Origin of the sequence: Marinobacter xiaoshiensis, from assembly GCF_031631795.1 — a bacterium.
Taxonomy (GTDB): Bacteria; Pseudomonadota; Gammaproteobacteria; order Pseudomonadales; family Oleiphilaceae; genus Marinobacter; species Marinobacter xiaoshiensis.
Genome location: NZ_JAVMBO010000006.1, coordinates 107,554 through 129,948, shown reverse-complemented (window position 1 = coordinate 129,948; position 22,395 = coordinate 107,554). Strand labels below are relative to the sequence as shown.

The 22,395-nt window shown below is 52.7% G+C and carries 18 protein-coding genes and 1 pseudogene; 11 read left to right on the top strand and 8 right to left on the bottom strand.

Annotated elements, in window-relative coordinates; genetic code table 11:
* Window positions 1–24: 24 nt before the first annotated feature.
* A complete protein-coding gene (locus RKA07_RS03750; protein ID WP_310965613.1) occupies window positions 25–519 on the bottom strand; it encodes a DUF2780 domain-containing protein in 495 nt (164 codons plus the stop codon).
* Between the two features lie 200 nt (window positions 520–719).
* On the opposite strand from RKA07_RS03750, the gene RKA07_RS03745 reads away from it, so the two are divergent.
* Window positions 720–1,175, top strand: coding sequence for a GatB/YqeY domain-containing protein (locus RKA07_RS03745; RefSeq protein ID WP_310965612.1), 456 nt, complete (start codon window positions 720–722; stop codon window positions 1,173–1,175).
* Between the two features lie 7 nt (window positions 1,176–1,182).
* Here RKA07_RS03745 and RKA07_RS03740 read toward each other — a convergent pair whose 3' ends face one another.
* Together RKA07_RS03740 and RKA07_RS03735 are read right to left on the bottom strand one after the other, a co-directional pair.
* On the bottom strand, window positions 1,183–1,851 hold the full coding sequence (locus tag RKA07_RS03740) for a glutathione S-transferase family protein (protein ID WP_200368948.1): 669 nt from the start codon (window positions 1,849–1,851) through the stop codon (window positions 1,183–1,185).
* Window positions 1,852–1,938: 87 nt separating this feature from the next.
* Window positions 1,939–2,832 (bottom strand): patatin-like phospholipase family protein, encoded by an 894-nt coding sequence (locus RKA07_RS03735; RefSeq protein ID WP_200368949.1) that lies wholly within the window; start codon window positions 2,830–2,832, stop codon window positions 1,939–1,941.
* Between the two features lie 173 nt (window positions 2,833–3,005).
* Here RKA07_RS03735 and RKA07_RS03730 point away from each other — a divergent pair, with 173 nt between their 5' ends.
* Window positions 3,006–3,653, top strand: a complete 648-nt coding sequence (locus tag RKA07_RS03730; protein ID WP_310965611.1) for a DsbA family oxidoreductase — start codon at window positions 3,006–3,008, stop codon at window positions 3,651–3,653.
* Between the two features lie 37 nt (window positions 3,654–3,690).
* Here RKA07_RS03730 and RKA07_RS03725 read toward each other — a convergent pair whose 3' ends face one another.
* From RKA07_RS03725 to RKA07_RS17950, 4 genes and pseudogenes are all read right to left on the bottom strand, one after another.
* Entirely contained in the window at window positions 3,691–6,828 is a 3,138-nt protein-coding gene (locus RKA07_RS03725; RefSeq protein ID WP_310965610.1) for an efflux RND transporter permease subunit, read from the bottom strand.
* 6 nt (window positions 6,829–6,834) lie between these two features.
* Window positions 6,835–7,908, bottom strand: coding sequence for an efflux RND transporter periplasmic adaptor subunit (locus RKA07_RS03720; RefSeq protein ID WP_200202762.1), 1,074 nt, complete (start codon window positions 7,906–7,908; stop codon window positions 6,835–6,837).
* Between the two features lie 91 nt (window positions 7,909–7,999).
* Window positions 8,000–10,165, bottom strand: coding sequence for a bifunctional diguanylate cyclase/phosphodiesterase (locus tag RKA07_RS17955; protein ID WP_353962134.1), 2,166 nt, complete (start codon window positions 10,163–10,165; stop codon window positions 8,000–8,002).
* Between the two features lie 18 nt (window positions 10,166–10,183).
* Window positions 10,184–10,840 (bottom strand): annotated as a pseudogene (locus tag RKA07_RS17950) (GAF domain-containing protein); the annotation flags it as partial.
* A 536-nt stretch (window positions 10,841–11,376) separates the two neighbouring features.
* Here RKA07_RS17950 and RKA07_RS03705 point away from each other — a divergent pair.
* The 9 genes from RKA07_RS03705 to RKA07_RS03665 all read left to right on the top strand — a co-directional run bounded on the left by RKA07_RS03705 (window position 11,377) and on the right by RKA07_RS03665 (window position 21,666).
* Window positions 11,377–12,591 carry a serine hydrolase domain-containing protein gene (locus RKA07_RS03705; protein ID WP_310965609.1) on the top strand — a complete coding sequence of 405 codons (1,215 nt, stop codon included), beginning with the start codon at window positions 11,377–11,379 and terminating at the stop codon, window positions 12,589–12,591.
* Entirely contained in the window at window positions 12,588–13,055 is a 468-nt protein-coding gene (locus RKA07_RS03700) for a redoxin family protein (RefSeq protein WP_200202759.1), read from the top strand. Before RKA07_RS03705 ends, RKA07_RS03700 begins: the two co-directional genes overlap by 4 nt.
* A gap of 29 nt (window positions 13,056–13,084) precedes the next feature.
* Window positions 13,085–14,257: an RtcB family protein gene (locus tag RKA07_RS03695; RefSeq protein ID WP_310965608.1), complete on the top strand. Its 1,173-nt coding sequence runs from the start codon at window positions 13,085–13,087 to the stop codon at window positions 14,255–14,257.
* Window positions 14,258–14,377: 120 nt separating this feature from the next.
* The gene (locus RKA07_RS03690) at window positions 14,378–15,112 is read left to right on the top strand and encodes a glucose 1-dehydrogenase (RefSeq protein WP_310965607.1); all 735 of its coding nucleotides are present in this window, start codon (window positions 14,378–14,380) and stop codon (window positions 15,110–15,112) included.
* Between the two features lie 76 nt (window positions 15,113–15,188).
* Window positions 15,189–16,307, top strand: a complete 1,119-nt coding sequence (locus RKA07_RS03685; protein WP_200368958.1) for a baeRF11 domain-containing protein — start codon at window positions 15,189–15,191, stop codon at window positions 16,305–16,307.
* 7 nt (window positions 16,308–16,314) lie between these two features.
* Complete coding sequence (locus RKA07_RS03680; RefSeq protein WP_200202755.1) at window positions 16,315–17,268, top strand: carbon-nitrogen hydrolase family protein; 954 nt, start codon at window positions 16,315–16,317, stop codon at window positions 17,266–17,268.
* The gene (gene zapE / locus RKA07_RS03675) at window positions 17,261–18,370 is read left to right on the top strand and encodes a cell division protein ZapE (RefSeq protein ID WP_200202793.1); all 1,110 of its coding nucleotides are present in this window, start codon (window positions 17,261–17,263) and stop codon (window positions 18,368–18,370) included. Before RKA07_RS03680 ends, zapE begins: the two co-directional genes overlap by 8 nt.
* 96 nt (window positions 18,371–18,466) lie before the next feature.
* Window positions 18,467–19,759, top strand: a complete 1,293-nt coding sequence (locus RKA07_RS03670) for a diguanylate cyclase domain-containing protein (protein ID WP_310965606.1) — start codon at window positions 18,467–18,469, stop codon at window positions 19,757–19,759.
* Between the two features lie 20 nt (window positions 19,760–19,779).
* Window positions 19,780–21,666, top strand: coding sequence for a monovalent cation:proton antiporter-2 (CPA2) family protein (locus RKA07_RS03665; protein WP_200202753.1), 1,887 nt, complete (start codon window positions 19,780–19,782; stop codon window positions 21,664–21,666).
* Between the two features lie 20 nt (window positions 21,667–21,686).
* On the opposite strand, the gene RKA07_RS03660 is transcribed toward RKA07_RS03665, so the two are convergent.
* Window positions 21,687–22,307 (bottom strand): flavin reductase family protein, encoded by a 621-nt coding sequence (locus RKA07_RS03660; protein ID WP_200368960.1) that lies wholly within the window; start codon window positions 22,305–22,307, stop codon window positions 21,687–21,689.
* Window positions 22,308–22,395: the final 88 nt, after the last annotated feature.

Genomic DNA, 22,395 nt, shown 5'->3' with positions numbered 1-22,395 from the left:
CTCAATCGTAGCAAGGTTAACTACTCAGCTCGCAGGCGACCAAAGACTCTGCAGCTGCCCCAGCAATGAAGACCCAACGCCTTGGTCCCCCAGGAAGCCCATAAGGATTGGAACAAACTGCTGAATCATAGTGCTGTCCATGCCCAGGGCTGAGAAGGCCGATTGCACCCCGTTCATAGATGAAATACCAGAGAGCAACCCTTGGCTCATGCCGCCTGCCCCAAGCAAGCTGGTTAGCCCCGGCGCCTGGTTTGTGAGAGCGCTCATGGCATCAGCGCCCAGATCATTTTTCGCCAGTTGCAGCAAAGCACTGGTGCCGCCAACAGCTTGAGTTTCAGTGACACCGAGTTGGTCTTCCAGCAGCCCGAGCAGTTGCTGCGCTTCAGCACTGACCTCGTTGGCGGAGGACAGTGCCTGGGTGCCACTGGCAATGGTGTCGTTCAGGCTGAAAGCGCCAGCAGTCGGTGCGAGCAGGTAGATGCTGGAAACAAAAAGGAACTTTTTTAGGATGTCGTTCATTGTCGGAGCCTGTGGAGTGTGTGCTTCAAATGTCTGTTCATATATTGGGGTGAAGGGGCAGAATAAAAGTGCCGCCCGCAAAGACAGATCTACCTTTCCTGACTGGCTATCCAGAAAACCAGGCGTTGATTCTTCACTAGATCTGCCCTTTTGCATAATGCAAACTTACAGCCCTTAATCCATGCAGCAGGAGACCGGTAATGTCTGAATTATCACTCAAAGAACAGCTAAGCAACGCAGTAAAAGACGCAATGCGAAATAAGGACAAAACTCGGCTCGTTACGCTGCGTATGGCCCAAGCCGCAATCAAACAGATCGAAATTGATGAGCGCCGCGAGCTGAATGACGACGACGTTCTGAAGGTACTGGACAAAATGCTCAAGCAGCGCCGCGATTCTGCCAGCCAATACGATAACGCCGGCCGCAAGGAGTTGGGTGATATAGAGCGAGCGGAAATGGCGATCATCGAGGAATTCATGCCGGTTGCTCTTACTGAGGATGAGCTGGATGAACTGATCCGTGAGGCAATCAGCTCGGTCGATGCCAAAGGCATGCAAGACATGGGTTCAGTGATGGGTGCGCTGCGCCCTCAAGTAGTCGGCCGTGTTGATATGGGCCACTTGGGTAAAAAGGTGAGGGCGGCGCTGGGGGCTTAACTTTCCGTCAGGCGAAGTCGTATTCTCCGCCCTTTTCAAGGGCAGCCTGGTAAGCCGGCCTGGCGTGCATGCGCTCAACCCAGGCAGTGATGTGAGGCCGGTTCTTGCCTGTGATTCCTCTGGCGACTGAGGCTTCCAGTGGAAAACTCATCTGGATATCTGCGGCGCTGAGTTCATTCCCAAGAAACCAGACGTTTTTCGCCAGGTGGGCTTCAACAAAGTCCAGGTGAGTTTTAATCATGGGGCCGATGAAAACCTCATTGGTTTTATCGGCAATGCCTTTTGCCACAGGTTTGATAAAAAATGGCATAGGACTGGTTTTTACCTTTTCAAAAACCAGTCGCATCACCAGTGGTGGCATCAGTGAGCCTTCGGCGTAATGCATCCAGTAGGTGTAATCCAGCCACGCCTGACCGCCGGTTTCTGGCAGCATGGTGTCTTTACCATAGGTGTGTGCCAGATACTCAATAATAGCGCCAGACTCCGCCACCACCAGGTTGCCGTCAGTGATCACCGGTGATTTACCCAGCGGGTGTATTTTTTTGAGGCTTGCCGGCGCCAACATGGTTTTGGCATCACGCACGTAGCGCTGGATCTCGTAAGGCACTCCCAGTTCTTCCAGCATCCAGAGAATGCGTTGTGAACGAGAGTTGTTGAGGTGGTGGACTGTGATCATGGGGAAACTCCGTTAGCTTCAAGCGATAGGCAGGTTAACAGAGTAGTCTGTATATACGTTTTTGGATCACCCCTGCTGTGTAAAAGTCTAGACTCGGTTACGCATGGCCAATAGGTGGCTTTTGAGATCTTTGATAATCTCGGGCACTTTCAGAGGGAGTAGCTTTCTGATGCCTTTGAAAAGATACATAAAAACATTTGCCCGTTTGTACCAGAGCACCCGCTGAATCTTCTTTTTCATCGGGTGGTAGCCTTCCATGTAAAGCTCTTGCACATGTTTGGCATTGTTGGTGAGGCTGTAACCGCTTAAATCCAGCGGCACCACAATGTCCGCCTTTTTAAGTTGCTCGCGAGTATTAAAGTCGATCGCAATATTGATGGCGTTGCTGATCACATCGAAGGTGTCTTCCGGCTTCTGGTACTGGCTGACATGGCTCAGATCAATGGCCACGGTGATACCCGCGCCCATTTTGGCCAAAGGAGAAATCGGAACGTTTTCAACCAACCCACCGTCTACCAGAATCCGTCCACCTACTTCCATTGGAACAAACAAGCCTGGTACGGCCATGGACGCACAAACAGCGTCTGCCAGATTTCCTGACCTGAATATCAACTGCTTGCCGGTTTCGATATCCGTTGCACAGATTGCGAGAGGGATATTGGCGTCTTCAATGAGGCAGTCCCCCAGATCCCGCTCGATCATCTCGCGAATGGCTTGCGTACTGAACAGACCTCCGCGTTCAAAGGTAAAGTTCAGGATCTTTGAAAGATTTAGCGTTGAACCAATGGAAAGTATGGATTCCACCGGGCGACCGAAGGCGTAATAGCTGGCAACCAGCGCACCCACACTGGTACCTGAAATGCAGTGAATCCGGATGCCCTCTTCTTCAAACGCTTTCAGAACACCAATGTGAGCAATGCCTTTGGCAGCGCCGCCCCCGAGAGCCAGGCCGATACGGGTGTTAAAGGGGTTGAGCTTCATGCAGGGGGCCTGTTGAGATGTTCGTTCGGATTAGATTCTAACAGACTTAACCGGGCGTTCAGCAACGGCCAAACTGGACAGTGCCAGGATCAAATGAGCATTATGGTGTAAGTATGAGTTTTTCTACCACTTTTGGGCTTTTGGCTGGCTCAGACAATTGACAGGACCCCGCTATGAAAAAAATGAGCATCGATATCATTTCCGACATCGCTTGTCCCTGGTGTGCCATTGGCTATGCTCGCCTGGAGCGCGCCATGGGCCAGTTGGCACCAGAGTATGAGTTTGAGGTTCAGTGGCGCGCATTTGAATTGAACCCGGATAGCAGCGGAGATGGTGAGCCCATTTTGCCGGCGCTCGCCCGTAAGTATGGGCGGAGCGAAGATGAGTTGCGCGCCACTCAGAACCAGATGATGACGGTCGCGAAGGATCTTGGCCTTAACTTTGAAAAGATTCAGGAACGCCTGGTTTGCAATACTTTTGATGCCCATCGGCTAGTGAAATGGGCGGGTGAGCAGGGACAGCACACGGGTATGAAGAAGGCACTGTTTGAAGGTTATTTTGGCAGGGCAGAGAATGTGACTGATCACGACGTTCTCCTCAAATGTGTTGAGGTACTTGGGTTGGACGTGACGGAAGCCAGGAAGGTGCTCGATTCAGAACAATACGCCCGAGTTGTGCGCGAGGAAGAAGCCAGGTATCAGAAGGCGGGTGTTTCAGCTGTGCCTGCGTACATTATCAATGGCCAATACCTTATCTCAGGCGCCCAAGAGCCAGACACTCTGGTTCAGGCATTTCAGGAGATTGCTGCAGAGTCCGACTGAACAAAATGCTGTTCAGTCGGACTGCCCTTTACGAACGTTAGTTGCGAAACCGGAACAAGGTTGCGTACAGAACTGGCACCACCACAAGTGTGAGTATCGTTGCAAAGCCCAGTCCGAACATGATGGTGACAGCCATGGCGACGAAGAAAGCATCAGTCAAAAGAGGCAGCATGCCAAGAATCGTCGTTAATGCGGCCATGGCTACGGGGATCAGTCGGCTGGTTCCTGAATCTACAATGGCCTCAATAGGCACTTTGCCGTCAGCCAATTCTACGTCGATCTGATCAACCAGCACGATGGCATTTTTAATCAGCATTCCCGCGAGGCTCATGAAACCCAGCAGTGCCATAAAACCAAAGGGCTGGTTGAACAGCAGGAGCCCTGCGGTTACCCCAACAATGGCAAGAGGCACTACCAGCCAGATCACAAGCGTTTTGCGAATGGAGTTGAACAGGGCAATCACGATGAACACCATCAGCCCGAAGAACACCGGAATAGACTCGGCAATAGACGTTGAGCCCTTGATCGAGTCTTCATTCTCACCGCCCCACGCAAAATAGTAGCCGGTCATGTCTGCAACCGGAATTCGGTCACGGTATCGCAGAGGGATCGTTTTGTCGGTGTGCTCGACATCTGCACCGTCGGATAACCCGAGATACTCGCGTACGTCGGCATTCAGTGCCTTCTCTACATCGGCTTTGATATCAGCCAGTAGCTCTGAGGATAGTCCGTGGCGCTGATCGAAGTGCAAGCGCAGCATTGTGATGCGATCCTGTCTCCAGATATGGGCGTTCTCAAAACCAATATGAAAGTCAGAGACTGCCTGGCCCAGCGGAACCATGCTTTGAGCGGCCGGGCTCCAGATGGACACCTGATCAAGATTATTCAGGCTCATGCGTTCGCCCAGCGGCGCCCGCGCAATGATCGGTAGCAACTCATCGCCTTCGCGGTAGGTGCCTACGCGCACGCCATCAACAGCAAACGCCGTTGCCTGGGCAATGTCCGCGCGCACCAGCCCGAGTTTCTGGGCCTGAGCGTCTGCAATTTCCGGTTTGATCACCTTTACCAGATCACCCCATTCATCACGTAGTCCTTTTACGTTGGGGTGTGCGGCCAATACTTGCCTGGCTTTGTCAGCCAATTGTCGCAAGGCTTCGGGGTCTGGCCCGGAAATGCGTAGCTGAATCTTGCCACCGGTTGCGGGCCCGAGCACAAACTTTTTAACGTTCACACCAACGCCTGGGCGCAGCGTTTCAAGCTCTTGCTGGGCTTGCTCAGTCAGTTTGGCCAGAGTCTCGTAGTTCTCAACATCTACCAGAATTCGAGCAAAGTTGGGGCTTGGCTGTTCCGGCGAATACGTCAGCAGGAACCGGGGTGAGCTACCACCCACTTGCGTAGTCACCCGGGTGACGCCTTCATAATCGGCCAAAATATCCTCAAACGCTCTCGAACCCTCGGATGTTGTGCTGATATCGGCATCACCCGGGAACCAGAGGTCCACGTAAAACTGCGGGCGGGTAGAGTCGGGGAAGAAACTTTGTTTGACCGAGCCAAAGCCCACCGCGGCTGCAACAAATAAAATTGCTGTGATGCCGATAGTCAGCCAGCGGTGCTGAATGGCTTTGTGAAGCATGCCCTGATACTTGCGATAAAAACCCGATGAGTAGGCTTGCTGGTCATTGTCTGCCGCGGTCGTTTTCAAGAACTTGTGACACAGTAAAGGCGTTACAGTTACTGCGGTGAACCAACTCAGGGACAGCGAAATCAGGATGACCGAAAACAGGGAGCGAGTGTACTCGCCGGTAGAGTCTTCAGATGTCCCGATGGCAGCAAAAGCTGTAACTGCAATGGCCGTGGCGCCCAGCAAGGGAATGGCTGTCTGGCTGACAACTTTGCTGGCAGCGGAGAGGGCGTCTTCCCCTTGCTGCATGCGCATACGAATACCATCTGTGACCACAATGGCATTGTCCACCAGCATGCCCAGGGCAATGATAAGTGCGCCCAGCGAAATGCGTTCGAGGTTGATGGCGTAAATGTTCATGAAAATGAACGTGCCCATGATGGTGATCAGCAGTACCGCGCCGATAATCAATCCACTGCGCAGGCCCATAAACACCAGCAAGACCAATACCACGATGGCCACTGCTTGTAGCAGGCTGACGGTAAAACCGCTGATTGCCTCTGATACAGCATCGGATTGGATCGATATAGGGTTTAAGGTCATGCCCAGTGGAATCTGGGGCTTCAGCTGCTCCAGCCTGGCGTCGAGGCCCTCGCCCATGGTGATGACATTGCTTCCGGAGCGGGCTGAAATGGCCAAGCCGATAGCCTGCTCGCCATCAAAGCGCAGCACGTTTGTGGCTGGTTCCTGTTGCCCTCGGTACACATTGGCAATATCTCCGAGCACGATTTGGCTGCTACTACTGCCCCGGCTTGCAATCATCAGCGATTTGAACTGTTCTGCAGAATCCAGTTCACCAGACACCTGTACGGCAAGGCGGGCATCGCCAGCGCGGGCGTATCCGGCGTACGCAACAGTGTTTTTGTCGCCCAGCACGTTGAATATCGCAGCGGGGGGAATACCCAATGCCGACATTTTTTCCGTGTAGGGCTCTACGTAAATGGTTTCCTGTGGTTCGCCATAAAGCGCAATGCTTTTGACGCCGTCAACCAGCAACAATTCGCGCTTCAGGAATTTTGCGAACTCGTAGAGCTCGTTCTGGTTGTATCCGTCGCCGGTGATGGCCAGGTACACGCCATAGACGTCCCCAAAATCATCAATGACCTGAGATGGCCCGGCTCCCGGGGGGAGCTGGGATTGCACGTCGCTGATTTTGTGACGAAGCTCATCCCAGACTTGCGGTAAGCGTGACTTGTCGTACTGATCGAGTATTTTTACCGAGACAATGGATTTGTCGCGATAAGAGTGAGATTCCACATAGAACAACTGCCCCATCTTTTGAGCAGTCTGTTCTATGAGGTTGCTGACTTCTTCTTCAACCTCACTGGCCGTTGCCCCTGGATATGGCGTGACGACTTTGGCTTCCTTGATGGTGAATTCGGGGTCTTCAAGGCGACTGAGATTATTGAAAGAATGGTAGCCCATCGCCACCATGACAAGAACAACGATCCAGGTGATGGTGCTGTTTTTAATGCTCCATGCGGCAATGTTCATAGTGGATCAGAACTCCACTTTGTCGATGGGCTTTACTTGCATGCCTTCCTTAAGCGACGACGCACCGGCAACGGCAAGGGTGTCGCCTGTTTTCAGCCCGGAGGTGATCAGAATGCTGCTCGAGCCTACCAAGTCACCGGTCTCAACAGGGCGTTTGCTGACTGTGCCGTCGTCATTGACGATCCAGACTATTTTCTGTTGCTTGCTGTCAGCAACCACGGCTGAGAGCGGCACTGCTATAAGTGTCTCACTAATACTGTTGTCCGGTTTTTGTTGTGCGCGAACAATGGCTGTCATTCCTGGTAACAGGTTTTGGCCCGCGGTGTCTTCTATGGAAAGCACATACTGAAACGTCTGTGTGTCGGAGTTGGCCTCGGTGGCATGCTCCTTTACGGAGAGTGGGAAAGTGCGATTCGGTATGCCGTCGAACCGTGCGCTCAGGTCGACCGCTGTGCCCTGGTTGCTGTAACGCACGATCAGGTTTTCCGGTATATCAACAACGACTTCCAGTGCGAGATTGTTGTGCAGATTCAAGACTGGCTCTTTGGCTTGTACTTCCTGAAAATTGTCGACAAATTTGCGAGCAATGACACCTTCGAAGGGCGCAATCAGACTGGTTTCGTTTACGGCTTTCTGGGCCTTTTCAAGTTCGGTTTGGGCAACGTTATAACTGGATTCGATCTTGTCGTACTCAGCCTGAGAGACGTATTTTTTCTTGATCAGGTCTTTGGCGCGATTAAAGTTTGCCTCTAGCGTTTGCAGCTGTGTGCGTGCCGCCGCCAGGTTGCTGTTGTAATCCGATGGGTCCAGTTTGCCGAGCAGGGTGCCTTCTTTGACGATCATGCCTTCTTGTACTGGAAACTCGATTAATCGGCCGGGCACCTGAAAGGCCATCGTAACCCGCTGGCTTGCTCTGACAGTGCCGGGAAACTCACGGGCCAGGGTCGCATCTTCACTTCCGATCGTCATCACTTTGACTGGCTGAATTACAGGGTGAAAAGTGGTTTCCTTTGACTCACTGCAGCCGATAAGGAAGATCGTGGCAATAGCGTAGAACGCTATCCGTAGTGTGCGGTTCATAAGCCTGGTGCCCTGATTAAAGAAAAGATAGGAATCCTTTAGATGCATGTTAGGCACTAGTGGCGCATTGGGAAAGAAGTTTTATTCTGTATCAGTCTGGCTCTAGGGTTTTCGTGAGGAAGTCTTCAAACGCTATGACGGACAGCGGGCGGGAGAAGAGATAACCCTGCCCGTAGTCACACCCGATTTCCAGCAACAGTTGGCGCTGCGCCTGGGTTTCGACGCCTTCTGCGATGACGTTCAGGCCGAGCCTGTGAGCCATAATGACTATGGCCTCTGAAAGCACCAGATCATTTTGATCCGTTTCAAGGTTTTGAATAAAAGACTGATCAATCTTGAGGTAATCGATGTCAAACCGCTTCAGGTAGGACAGCGCAGAGTAGCCAACGCCAAAGTCATCGATGGCCACTTGTATCCCTGCATCCCGGAAGCGGAGTAGCTTTTCTTTAACGTCATCACTGGCATTCAGTAGCAGGCCTTCGGTGATTTCGATGCTCAGGTGTTTTGCATCCAGCTCGAGTGTTTTCAGGTAATCCAGCCAGTCTGAGATGTTCAGGGCGTTACTTTGAAACTGTATCGGTGACATGTTCACGGACACCTGAATACCGGTACCGAACAAATCACACCAGCGCTTTGCCTGGAAGCCAGCTTCCCGAAATACCCAGTCGCCGATCCCGACGATTAATCCGGTCTCTTCCGCCAATGGGATAAACTCGGCCGGGCTAATCATTCCGTGTTTCGGGTGATTCCAGCGAATCAGAGCTTCTGCCCTGCTGGCCTTGCCCGTTGCGAGATCAACGATGGGCTGGAAATGAAGTTCGAACTGCCCGTTTTCGACAGCCGAGCGCATGTCATTGATTAGCAACAGCCGCTTTCGAGCTTCATCGTGCAGGGACTGTGTGAAATAACTCAGGCGGTTTCGCCCTGATGTTTTCGAAGCATACATGGCCTGATCGGCGTTACTGATTAGCTGATCAACATTTGAAGCGTCGTCGGGGCAAAAGGTAATGCCAATGCTGGCCTGGACATAGATGGACTCTCCATTGAAGGTGTATGGCTCCGCCAGCGCACTGATGATTTGCTCGGCCACTTTTTCGCCATCGGTCGTGTTTGTGAGCCGGGGAAGGATGACAGTGAACTCGTCGCCGCCCATGCGGGCCACGGTATCGGAGTCTCTTACACAATCGCTGATACGCCCTGCGGCTTTTATCAGCAGTTGGTCGCCCACCGGGTGTCCCAGGGAATCATTAACATCTTTGAAACGGTCAAGATCAATAAACAATAATGCCAGCAGTGAACCGTGGCTTAGAGAGGCTCGGATTTCCTGTTCCAGTCGATCCTGAAACATGTAGCAGTTGGGCAGGTTGGTCAGGAAGTCGTAGTTTGCCTGGCGCCAAACCAGTTCGTCTGTGCGAACCTTGTCGGTTATATCAGAGCCCATAATGACATGGCGCTGGATATCACCTTTGTCATTGTGAATCGCACTTACAGTGAGCCACGAGGGAAAGGCTTCGCCGTTTTTACGACGATTCCAGACCTCACCCTGCCAAAAGCCTTTCAGGGCGACATTTTCCCATATGGTCTGGTAGAAATCGGCGCTGTGACGACCGGAATGAAGAACAGATGTGTCTCTACCTCGAAGGTCGTCAAGGGTGTAACCGGTTATCCGGGTAAACGCGGGGTTGAGTGCCGTAATCCTGTTGCTGGCATCGGTAACCAGTAGAGCTTCTGCCGTGTTTTTGTAGATGGATGAGGCAAGGTGGAGTTCTTCTTCTGCATGAAACCTCTCGATGGCAATACTGACCAGATTTGCCGCCCTCTCAATCAGTACAATTTCCTGTTCATCAGGGGTGCTCGGTTGAGTGCGATAAATGGCAAAAGTGCCTAAGACCTTGCCTGATGACGAATGAATGGGCTCCGACCAGCAGGATTCCAGCCCAGCTGAGGCCGCCAGATCTTTAAAGTTTGCCCAGTAAGGGTGGGAGGCGATGTTTTCGACGACAACGCGCTCTCCCGTATAGGCTGCGGTTCCGCAGGACCCAACGCCCATGCCGATCTCAACGCCACTGATAGCCTTGGAGAAAAAGCCCGGCAAGCTCGGGGCAGAGCCACTCAGGAGGTGTTTTCCTTCGTCGTCCATGAGAAGAATCGAGCACATGGAATTGGAGAGAATGGATTCGGCCGATGCAATAACCTGCGCCAGAATTTCTTCCAAAGAGCCGCCTTTGGCAACCAGTTCCAGGGTTTCCTGCCGCATTTGTTCGCGGCGCTCTGCCATCTTCCGGGATGTGATGTCTTCGATGAGCGACACCACGTATGCAAAGCTGTGGTCAGTATTTCGAATAGCGCGCAAGGAAAGATGAGTGTCGATGGAGTTACCGGATTTATGGATAAACCGTCTTTCAACCGATCGCTCATCCACTGTGCCGTCAATCAGTTGCTGATACTGAGCCTGGCCAATTTCCAGGTCTTCAGGATGAATCAGGTCAGTCCACTTTGCCGTCAGAAGCTCCTGTTCTGTATAGCCGAGCATGTCACACAGCGCCTGATTTACTTCTATCCAGCCTCTATCCGGGCTGGTAGTCGCCATCCCGAACATTGAACGTTCGAAATATGCCCGGAAATGTTGTTCACTGATACGGAGCGCTTCCACCGCATCGCGGCGCTGCCTTTCCCGATCAAGGTTGCCGAGAGCGAAGGTGATGTCGCGGGCAAGTTCGTTGAATAGATCAGTGATTTCGTCGTCAAAAAAGTCTTTTGCAAGGTGATAAACCGTAAACACTGCAAAAGGTTTTTCATTCCTATGGATGGGGAAGCTGCCGCTGCTACCCCAGCGATGATGGCCTGAATGTTCGAGCGAGAATGCTGATCCCGGGTTGTTCGCCCAGTCATTGGTTACTACGGAGTGATTGTTGCAATAAGCGGCTGCTGAAGGGTCGGGGGGGGGCTGATGTGCCTGGTTGTACTGAAGTGTTCAAACTCTCCGGATAATCCGTTTCGGCACCATAGCTTTCTACCGGGACAATGCGCTTTGATTCCGGATCATAAACCCCAATCCAGGCCATGCTTATGCCGGCGAAATCGACAGCCGATCTGCAGGCGAGCGGGAACAGCTCTTCCTCGCCACCCATTCGATTGATGGCCTGGTTCATTTCACTCAGAGCCCGGTATAAACCAGTCAGTCGGTAAATGTGCGCATTCTCCGATGCGCCCACGGTCACATTGCTTGTGTCCGGGCGTGTGTTTTCTGGATTGGCCTCGTTATCCGGTGGTGTAGTCAAAGGGCTACTCGCTGTGGCCAGGACTTGATCATTAGTCGTTTCAAGAGTGTTCAGTCTTTTTGTGCAAAGTTCAAGATAATTGCAGGGTAAATTATTATTGTATTTTGGCAGCACGCAAGAGCGTGCTGCAGATTCTCGCTGAGTGGTGCAATAATCGAGACATCAGACAGATAAAGGCGGCTACCCCATGACAGATACAAGGCAGATTGCCGGTCTCGCACCGGATCGACTTCTCAATATTGAGCGCCACCTCGACCGCCGCTATATCCAGCCCGGCAAGTTGCCAGGGGCGCTGACACTGGTAGCCCGAAGGGGAGAGGTGGCCTATGTAAAGCCCCAGGGGCTGATGGATGTGGAGCGTAACAAGCCAGTCTGTCGGGATACTATTTTCCGCATTTACTCCATGACCAAGCCGATTACGTCTATCGCCATGATGCAGCTTTATGAGCAAGGGCGATTTTTGCTGGACGATCCAGTGCACAAGTACATTCCAGCCTGGAAGAATCGGCGAGTTTATAAAAGCGGCGTCTATCCTCATTTTTTGACTGTGCCCGCAACCAGCACCATGACGATTCGCGATCTTTTTACCCATATGTCTGGCCTGACTTACGGGTTTATGAATCGCACTAACGTGGATGCCGCCTATCGCGAGCTGGGGCTTGATGGCAGTCGGGATCTGACAATGGAAGCCCTGGTCAATCAACTGGCAGAACTCCCTCTTGAATTCTCGCCGGGCACTGCCTGGAACTATTCCGTCAGCACCGATGTGCTGGGGTATCTAGTGCAGTTGCTGGCGGATCAGTCTTTTGATGAGTACCTGCGCGAGAATATTCTTGATCCCTTGGACATGCCCGATACGGGCTTCCACGTGCGTGACAATCAGCTTGATCGATTTGCTGCCTGCTACCAGTTCCAGCCAGGTGACCAACTCAAACTGCAGGACGATCCGGAAACATCGCCTTTCAGGCGTGAGGGGCGGTTTCTGTCTGGCGGTGGTGGGCTGGTTTCCACCATTGATGATTATTTCCATTTTGCCCAAGCCCTTTGTCAGGGTGGGGAGTTCCGGGGGCGGCGGATTATTGGTCGCAAAACCCTGGAGTTCATGCGCAGCAACCACCTGCCGGGCAATCAGGACCTGCCAAGCTTTGCCGTCGGCTCGTTCAGCGAAGCACCTTATGCCGGAACGGGTTTTGGTCTTGGCTTTTCGGTAAAAACCGATGTTGCAAAGTCCCATGCAAACGGATCGGTCGGCGAATACGGCTGGGGTGGATTGGCGAGCACCAGCTTTTTTGTAGACCCGGTTGAAGAGTTGGTGATGATTTTCATGACGCAACTGATTCCCTCATCGACCTACCCAATCCGGCAGGAGTTGCGGGCGATGGTAAATGGAGCGCTGGTATGATTAGCAGAGGAGTCAAGGCCCCGGAATTAACCGTGGCCGGCTGGCTGAATACAGACGAACCCTTGCAGCTGGAAAAATTGCGGGGGCAGGTGGTTGTGCTGCATGCGTTCCAGATGCTGTGCCCGGGCTGTGTGACCCACGGGCTGCCACAAGCCGCCGCGATTCATGAACTGTATCGCAGTGATGAAGTACAGGTGATTGGCCTGCATTCAGTGTTCGAGCATCACCATGTGATGACGCCCGATGCGCTCAAGGTGTTTGTTCACGAGTATCGACTGAAATTTCCCATAGCCATTGATTTGCCGTCAGACTCGGGGCCTGTTCCTGTGATGATGCAAAAGCTCAACCTGCAGGGCACACCGTCGCTGGTGTTGATTGATAAGGACGGCACTATCCGCTTTACTCAGCTGGGACGGGTAAATGATATGCAGGTGGGTAATATGATTGGGCGGCTGTTGGCATAAGAGTGGTCGCAGTGAACCATGGAGATGGTATGAAAGCTGGTGTAAATGCTGTGATCAAAACAGAAAAACTGCCCATCAAATTGTGGCTTGATGAAGGCCAGATGGAGGAGGGTGCGCTGGAACAGGCACGAAACCTTGCGAACCTGCCTTTTGCCTTCAGTCATATTGCCGTTATGCCCGACACTCACCAAGGGTATGGCATGCCGATTGGTGCCGTTCTTGCCACTCAGGGCGCCATCATACCCAACGCTGTTGGTGTCGATATCGGCTGTGGTATGTGCGCTTTACGAACCAGCCTGACAGATATCGCAACAGACGACCTGAAAGAGGTCATGAAAATCATCCGCGATACCGTACCTGTGGGCTTCAATCATCACACTGAGCGCCAAGACGAAGCCTGGATGCCCGAGAGAAAGGGCGAGCTTCCCATTGTCGCACAAGAGTACGAAAGCGCTTTGTATCAGATTGGCACTCTGGGAAGCGGCAACCACTTCATAGAAATACAGAAGGGATCGGATGGCTATATCTGGATTATGGTCCACTCCGGCTCTCGCAACCTCGGTTTCACAGTCGCCAATCATTACGACGATGTGGCGCAGCGCCTGAATCGGGACGCTGGCGAGGATGTATCCCGGGGCTTGGCCTTCCTCCCGGAATCATCAGAGTATTTTGATCTGTATTGGCGCGAAATGAACTACTGCCTTGAATTTGCGCTTGCCAACAGAAAACTCATGATGGAGCGGGTCGAGGCAGCTTTCATGGAGGTTCTGCCCGAGGTGGAGTTTGCCGATTTCATCAACAAGCCCCATAACTTCGCTTCTGAAGAAGAACACTTTGGTGAGACAGTTATCGTGCACCGCAAAGGTGCGACACGGGCCCGAAAAGGCGAGTGGGGCATGATTCCGGGATCGCAGGGCACCCGTTCGTTTCTGGTAAAAGGCAAAGGGGAGCCAATGTCCTTCGAATCCTGCTCCCATGGCGCTGGCAGAATCATGAGTCGGTCACAAGCCCGCAAAACGCTTGATCTGAAAAAGGAAGTAAAGGCCCTCAAGGATCGCGGGATCTTGCATGCTATTCGCAATCGTAAAGATCTGGATGAGGCGCCTGGTTCATATAAGGATATTGATGAAGTGATGAGAAATCAGACCGGCCTTGTTGAAGTGCAAATCGAACTGCGCCCATTGGCGGTCGTCAAAGGTTAGCTCCCCTTTTCAGCAGCACCTGACTGGTCATGGATAATACCGACGCGACATTTACCTCCGTCTGCTATATTGAAGTAACTGGCTCTTGTTAATTAAGTTACTGAAAATTGGGAGATTAAGATGGATCGACTAAAAGGTAAGGTCGCTATTGTTACTGGTGCAGCCCAAGGAATGGGAGCGTCCCACGCCCGTGTTTTTATAAGAGAGGGCGCAAGAGTTGTTTTGACCGATTTGAATGAAGACAAGGGGCAGGCCCTCGCATCGGAACTGGGCAAAAATGCTCTGTTCGTGAAGCAGAATGTAACCAGCGAGTCGGATTGGGCAGAGGTTGTCAGAGCAACCGAGGAACACTTTGGACCAGTTGATATCCTGGTGAATAATGCCGGCATAACAATGGCGAAATCCCTTTTGGATACATCTCTGGAAGATTACCGCCGCATTCTGGATATTAACCAGGTATCTGTGTTCTTGGGGATGAAAACGGTTGTTCCCTCAATGCAAAAGGCAGGCGGTGGCTCTATCGTCAATGTGTCTTCAATAAATGGTTTGGTGGGCGGAGCCATTGGTTATACGGATTCCAAGTTTGCTGTCCGTGGTATGACTAAAGCTGCTGCCCTGGAGTGCGCATCCTTTGGAATCAGAGTGAATTCTGTGCACCCGGGCGTAATTGAAACTCCGATGATTATGCAGGGCGATACAAAAGCGGCTGTTGAAGAATTTGCGAAGTCTATTCCCTTAAAATGCTTGGCCAAGTCTGAAGAAGTCTCAAGCCTGGTACTGTATTTGGCATCAGATGAGTCAAGCTACTCCACAGGCTCTGAGTTTGTAGTGGATGGCGGGGTAACCGCTCAGTAAAGATCCGAATGGATTGTTCGAACTGGTACGGGCGACCCCGCCCGGCCAGCTTTTTGAACTTGCAGGAGGTTTTTATATGTACTACGTAGACATGCCAAGCGCCAAGGAAATTGGTGATCTCAACCTGGTTCGCACTGATGCGGCCATCTCGATTTACCTGCCGACCACGCCGCTCAGTCGTGAAGTTGAAGCCAGCCGAATCAATCTCGGCAACCTGGTGAAAAAAGCGTTGGGTCAACTGGAAGCCAAAGGCCTTGATAAGCGACGCATTGCGCTGTTACAGGAACAGTTTGACGATTTGGCGGCCGATCTGGATTTCTGGAGCCATCAGGCAAACAGTCTGGCGATTCTCGCTACGCCGGAGTCACTGCATACCTACCGGATGGCCAACAAGCTAAAAGATATCGTTGAGGTATCTGACCGTTTCCATCTAAAGCCATTGCTGCGCGCGGTTACTTTCCCGCATACGGCACATATCCTCGCCCTTTCCGAGAATGCGGTGAGACTGATCGAAGTGTCAGCAGACTTACCGGCGAGAGAAGTTACCGTGGCGGACATGCCGGAAGATCTCACAGCGGTAGTGGGTGATGCGACCATCAAGAATTACACAGGTACCGGACACAGGCATGGCGCCCAAGAGCACGGCTCTTATCTGGCGCGCTATGTGCGCAGGATTAACAGTGTGTTGCGCCCCGTGCTTATGCGCTCGGACCGCCCGCTCATTCTGGCCGCTGCAAAACCGCTGGAGGCACTGTTTCGCTCTTTGAGTGCCATTCCGGCCCTGCCTGATGCCATTGCTGGTAACCCTGAACACTTGAGCAATGCGGAGTTGGCAGCAGCTGCAAGGCCAGTATTGGATGCCCACTATGCAGGTCAGATAAAGGATTTCCACCGCTTGTTTGAGGAGCGTGCCGGGCAGAACCGATCAACCACGGACATCTCCGATGCAGCCCGGTTGGCAACGTTTGGTGGAATCGACCGTTTGCTCATTGATATTGACAGTGTGGTCGATGGTTTTGTTGATGATGAAACCGGTGAAGTTGATTTTGGCTCTCACGAAGACGCCACCAGCTATGGGATAATTGACGAAATTGCTGGCCGGGCACTTCGTTCAGGTGCCAAGGTGATGGCAGTGCGTAAGGACGATATTCCGGGCCGCCACGATCTGGCAGTAATTTCACGCTATCCGATTTGATGTTTTTATGAAGGATGTTTCGACAACCCGGGTTGCAGCGTTGCAGGTAGACACTCGCATAGGTGACACGCAGTACAACCTGACACGCTGTAAGGCCTTGGTTGAAGAGGCCTGCCAGGCTGGAGCCCAGTGGATTGCATTGCCGGAGTTCTTTAATACCGGCGTGTCCTGGCAGCCCTCACTTGTTAGCGCAATTGAGGGTGAAAACGGCCCCTCTGCACACTTGCTGCAAACTCTTTCCTCCCGGCACAACCTTGTGCTGGGAGGTTCTTTTTTGTGTCGGCTAAAGGATGGCAGTGTACGCAACCGATACCAGTGTTATAACCGCGGTGAGCTAGTCGGGTATCACGATAAGGATTATCCAACCATGTGGGAGAGCGCCTTTTACGAAGGCGGTGATGCCGGAGATACTGGTGAGCTTGGTGTAATTGATGGTGTTCGAGTAGGCACGGCCGTGTGTTGGGAGTTTTTGCGTACAGCAACCTCCAGGCGTTTGCGAGGCAAGGTGGACGCCATCATTGGTGGCTCCCATTGGTGGAGCATTCCTGAAAACTGGCCGATCATCTATTCATGGCTGGAACCAGCCAATCGTGAGAATAGCCTGAAAACAGTGCAAGACACCGCTCGCCTTGTGGGGGCGCCGGTTATTCATGGGTCGCACTGTAACGACTTCAGCTGCCCCATGCCGGGGTTACCCTTAACTTATCGCGGGCATCTCGAAGGCCAGGCCGCCGTTATTGATGGCCATGGCAAGCTTATTGCCCACCGAACATACGAGCAAGGCCCGGGGGTTGTGCTAGCTGACATCTGTATGCAGGCAGTTGAGCCTGCGGAGCCAGTACCTGATCGCTTCTGGTTGCGTCGGCGTGGGCTGATCCCGGCATTTTCATGGCATCTGCACGGAATGCTGGGGCGCCGCTGGTACCGGCAGCACGTTAAAGGCGGGCAACCCCATTCCTGACAACCTTTCCCCCTACGCTGCCTATCAGAAAGCACTGGCTTCCGGATTTAAAAACGACCCTGCCCAGGACCGGGCCGCCGTGAGTTTGCAGCGCTGCTATGAGCAGTTGCAGGCAGGTGAGCCCAATATTCTGGGTGTGTATCTTTGGGGGCCGGTGGGGCGCGGCAAAACCTGGTTGATGGATCGCTTCTATCAGGCCTTAACCGTGCCTGCCCGGAGGCAGCACTTCCACCATTTTATGCGCTGGGTGCATCAGCGCCTGTTTCAGTTGACCGGGCAGGAGGATCCTCTTCGTCTGCTCGCACAGGAATTGGCTGAAGAAACCCGGGTATTGTGCTTTGACGAGCTGTTTGTCAGCGATATAGGTGATGCGGTGTTGCTTGGAGGTCTGTTTCAGCATCTCTTTGCGCAAGGTTTGGTGCTGGTGGCTACGTCCAACCAGCCGCCCGACGATTTGTATAAGGATGGCTTTAACCGTGAGCGCTTGCTGCCTGCCATTGAGGCAATCAAGAAGCATGTGCAGGTGCTGAGTGTTGACGGAGGTGAAGACCACCGCCTCCATCCCGGAGAACTTCAGCAACGCTATTGGGTTAACCAGCCCCAGGCTCTGGAAGCGGCATTCATGGAGTTGCTGGGTGAGAATGAGCCGCCCATCAAAGAGCCTGTTGTTCTTGGGCACCGCGAGATCGAGGTAGTGCTGCGCAGTGAGCATCTGTTGTGGTGTCGTTATGACGATCTGTGCGAAGAGAAACTGGCATCCCAGGATTTTATCGATCTGTGTGATCGGTTCTCCCACGTCTTTTTAAGTGAGGTTCCACAGCTCGCCGGAGGCACTCTGCAAGCCGCCATTGCTCGTGGCACCGAAGATGGTGTAACCCAGGTAACGGCTGGGGATCGCAAGCTGGCTGCACTAACGCACCAGGATGATGGTGCACGACGATTCATCGCTTTGGTCGACGAATGTTACGACCGGGGCGTTCCGCTGTATCTTGATGCTGCTGTGCCTTTGGAGGAACTCTATAGCCAAGGGGCGCTCGCTTTTCCGTTCCGGCGCACATTGAGTCGCCTGACAGAAATGCAGCTGGAGCGTTTTGGCCAGTGAGGGAAATCTGCCAGACTGTGTTAAATTTAAAGACACAACAAAATGCATAACTGCCAACCTCCTCGGAACGCAAATAGTCATGCTCAGCGGTAGCCCATGAGAAAGAAAAGCGATAAAGGGCAAAGCGCCAGTCCGGTTGCTATGGCGAGCGACCAATACCTAAAAATTGTTGTGGACAGCACGCCCAATATGATGGGCTATTGGGGCGCTGATTTACGCTGCCGCTATGCCAATAATGCCTTCAGCGAGTGGTATGGAATACCGCCAAACGACGTGATTGGCATGCGCTTTCAGGATTTGGTCAGCGAGCAGCTGTATGCGCTGAATGAACCTCATATCCGATCCGTACTGGCTGGCCAACCCCAGCGTTTTGAGCGCACCCTCAAGAAGGCAGATGGCAGCCTTGGCCATATCATTGGCCACTATATTCCTGATTTTGATGACGCGGGCGAGGTTAAAGGATTTTCCATTCAGGCCAGTGAAGTCACGGTACTCAAGGAGGTTGAGGCGAAACTCAAACTGGCAGCCTGTGTGTTCGAGAGCATGCCGGATGGGGTCCTGATTACGGATGTGCATGGAACCATCTTGTCTGTAAACCCGGGTTTTATTGAAATTACGGGCTATACAGCTGAAGAAGCTGTTGGCCAGACGCCTCACATTCTGCAGTCAAAACGTCACGACCATGCCTTTTATGCCGCCATGTGGGAGGCGATAAAGGCAGATGGACGCTGGCATGGGGAAGTATGGAATCGCCGCAAAGATGGCGAGCTTTACCTGCAGCGCATGACGATTAGCATGGTGCCCGATACAACTGGTGAGCCCATGCGCTATGTGTCTGTATTCAGTGACATTACTGCGCTTTGGCGCAAAGATGAGCACATCAAACATCTGGCTTTTCACGACGCCTTGACAGACCTGCCGAATCGCACGTTGCTGATAGATCGAATCGATCAAAAGCTACTCCATGCTGAAAGGGACAAGAACCATTTTGCGTTGATGTTTCTGGATCTTGACGGGTTTAAGCTGGTTAACGATCAGCTTGGGCACAACGCGGGCGACGACCTGTTAAAAGATGTCGCCAAAAAGCTGCTTGCGCTGGTCCGTAGGTCCGATACCGTGGCCCGTGTTGGCGGTGATGAGTTCATATTTATCCTCAACAGCCCACAGCAAGAAAGTGAAATCTCCGATGTTGCCAGCCGGATTGTCAGCTCAATCAGTGCACCGATAGAGGTTCAAGGAAAGACATTCCAGATAGGTGTGTCCATAGGGGTTGCCATTTTCCCTGCGGATGGCCACACGGCTATAGATCTCATCAGAAATGCCGATACCGCCATGTATGCCGCCAAAAGCATGGGCAGGAACAATATTCGTTTCTTTTCCATGGGCTGATCGAACGAGCTTTTACTCCTATGACCTTATATTTCATTCAGGCATTTATCTATCTCCTGGCAGCCGTAATCGCAGTGCCATTAGCAAAACGCTTTGGTTTGGGGTCGGTACTGGGTTATCTGGTTGCCGGCGTGATGATTGGTCCGGTTATGGGGCTCGTGGGGCAGGAAACCAGCACCATTCAGCATTTTGCCGAATTTGGCGTTGTGATGATGTTGTTCCTGATTGGAATGGAGATTGACCCGAAGGCACTTTGGGCCATGAGAGTGCGCCTTTTGGGGCTTGGCGGTCTGCAGGTGCTACTGACGGCAGCAGCTGGCATGGCCGTGGCCTGGTGGCTTGGGCTTCCTTGGCAGACAGCGTTGACGGTGGGTCTTATTTTCTCAGTGTCGTCGACAGCCATTGTGCTGCAAACCCTCGAAGAGAAGGGTTTGTCGAAGACCGAAGGTGGGCGCAATGCTTTTTCAGTATTGCTGTTCCAGGACATTGCGGTAATTCCCATGCTGGCCTTGATCCCGCTTCTGGCGTTGTCCGGCCTGAAGGGTGATACCGGCACTTCGTTGGACACTGATGCTGGCCTTAGCCTGGTGGCTGGGTTGCCGGGCTGGGCGCATGCTCTGGTTGTTGTGGCTGCCGTTGCTGCGGTTATTGTTGGCGGTTACTACCTGAGCCGCCCGCTATTTCGTTATGTGGTGAAGTCCGGGATGCGTGAAGTGTTCACCGCCACGGCATTGATGCTGGTTATTGGTATTGCGGCACTCATGAGTGTTGTAAACCTCTCGCCGGCCCTGGGTGCCTTTCTGGCTGGAGTGGTGCTGGCCAATAGCGAGTTTCGCCATGAGTTGGAAGCCAATATCGAACCGTTCAAGGGCTTGTTGTTGGGTCTGTTCTTTATCACTGTGGGAGCAGGAATCAACTTCGAAGTGTTAGCTGCAGAATGGGGCACCGTTGTTTCTCTGGGCGTGGCCGTAATTGCCATCAAGGCACTTATCCTGCTTCTGCTTGCACAAATATTCGGAATTCGCAGCAGCAACGGCTGGTTGTTTACGCTCGGGTTGGCGCAGGCGGGTGAATTCGGGTTTGTGTTACTCACCTATAGCGTGCAAAACCATGTGATTCCGCCAGATATTTCTCAGGTTCTCTCGCTGGTAGTTGCGCTTTCCATGTTCCTTACGCCCTTGCTGTTTATCGTGTACGACCGCATTGTACTGCCACGGTACAGACGCTCCAGTAACAATGAACAGGACGCAGACACCATAGATGAGCAAGCTCCTGTGATTGTGGCCGGGGTAGGGCGGTTCGGACAGATTGTCTGCCGGTTGCTGCGGGCTAACAATGTTCCCATTGTGGTGCTCGATCACGAACTTGAACAGATTGAAAATGTTCGCCAGATCAACATGAAGAGTTTTTTTGGCGATGCCAGTCGCCCGGATTTGCTGGAAAAAGCCGGTATCGAACAGGCGCGCTTGTTAGTCGTGGCAATTGATGACAGGGATCGCGCGGTGCAGATGGTAGAGCATGTAAAAAAGTATTTCCCGGGAGTCTGGGTGCTGGCCCGCGCTTTTGATCGCGGCCACGGATATCAGCTTCGGGTAGCGGGTGCTGATGATGTGATGAGCGAGACTTACTATTCTGCTCTGGAGCTTGGTGGTCATGCTCTTACGGCTATGGGGGTGCACCCGATGCGAGCCAAGCAGATGACCTGGGCATTTGTGGAAAATGAAAAGGCCCACGAAGCTGAGTTATTTGAGGCATGGAAAGAAATCGAGCAGGGGATTAACTTCAGCCCGCGCTACGGTGAGTTGTTCATGAAGCTTGAAGAGGCGTTAAGCAACACCATGCACCGGGATTGGCAGGCGCCAAAGCCTGAGGATGTCCCGGTCTGGGTCCCGCCTGAACATCACTGATTAACGCTTGAAGCTTTGGCCTATTTGGGCCGGTGCATCTGAAACTTGTTCGCAGCGCCAACGGTAAAGTAGTCTGCTGGCCCTCCGCCACGCATGACCGGTTCTGCGGCAGCGGTATCGTAAATACCATTTATCAGCAGATGCTGTGCGATATGCACGCCGACCACTTCACCGAATACCATCCAGGTTTCGACTTTTTCGCCATCGACACCGGCAAGCTGAACCACCTGAGTGACCCGGCATTCAAGAGATACCGGGCTTTCTGCCACACGAGGCACCGAGATAATCCTGGAAGGCTTTGGCGTGAGGCCGGAAAGCGCAAACTCATCCACTTCCGGCCCGACAGCCGCGCAGCTCTGGTTCATGGCTTCGCTTAGCTGAAGGGTAACCAGGTTCCAGCAAAACTCGCGGGTATCTTCAGCATTACGGACAGAGTCCTTGTAACCGATGCTGGAAAAACCGACGATGGGCGGATGGTAGTTGAAGGCGTTGAAAAAGCTGTAGGGTGCAAGATTTAGCACCCCATCACGGCTCCTGGACGATATCCAGCCTATGGGGCGCGGTGCTACCAGAGCGTTGAATGGGTCATGAGCAAGCCCGTGCCCGTTAGATGGTTCGTAGAAGTGAATTTTATCGGGCATAAAATGCTCCTGAGAAATGGCATGCCGGTAATATACGCTCACTGCCGCATGCTTGCGAAACCTGACAATACACATCACCAAAGGAACC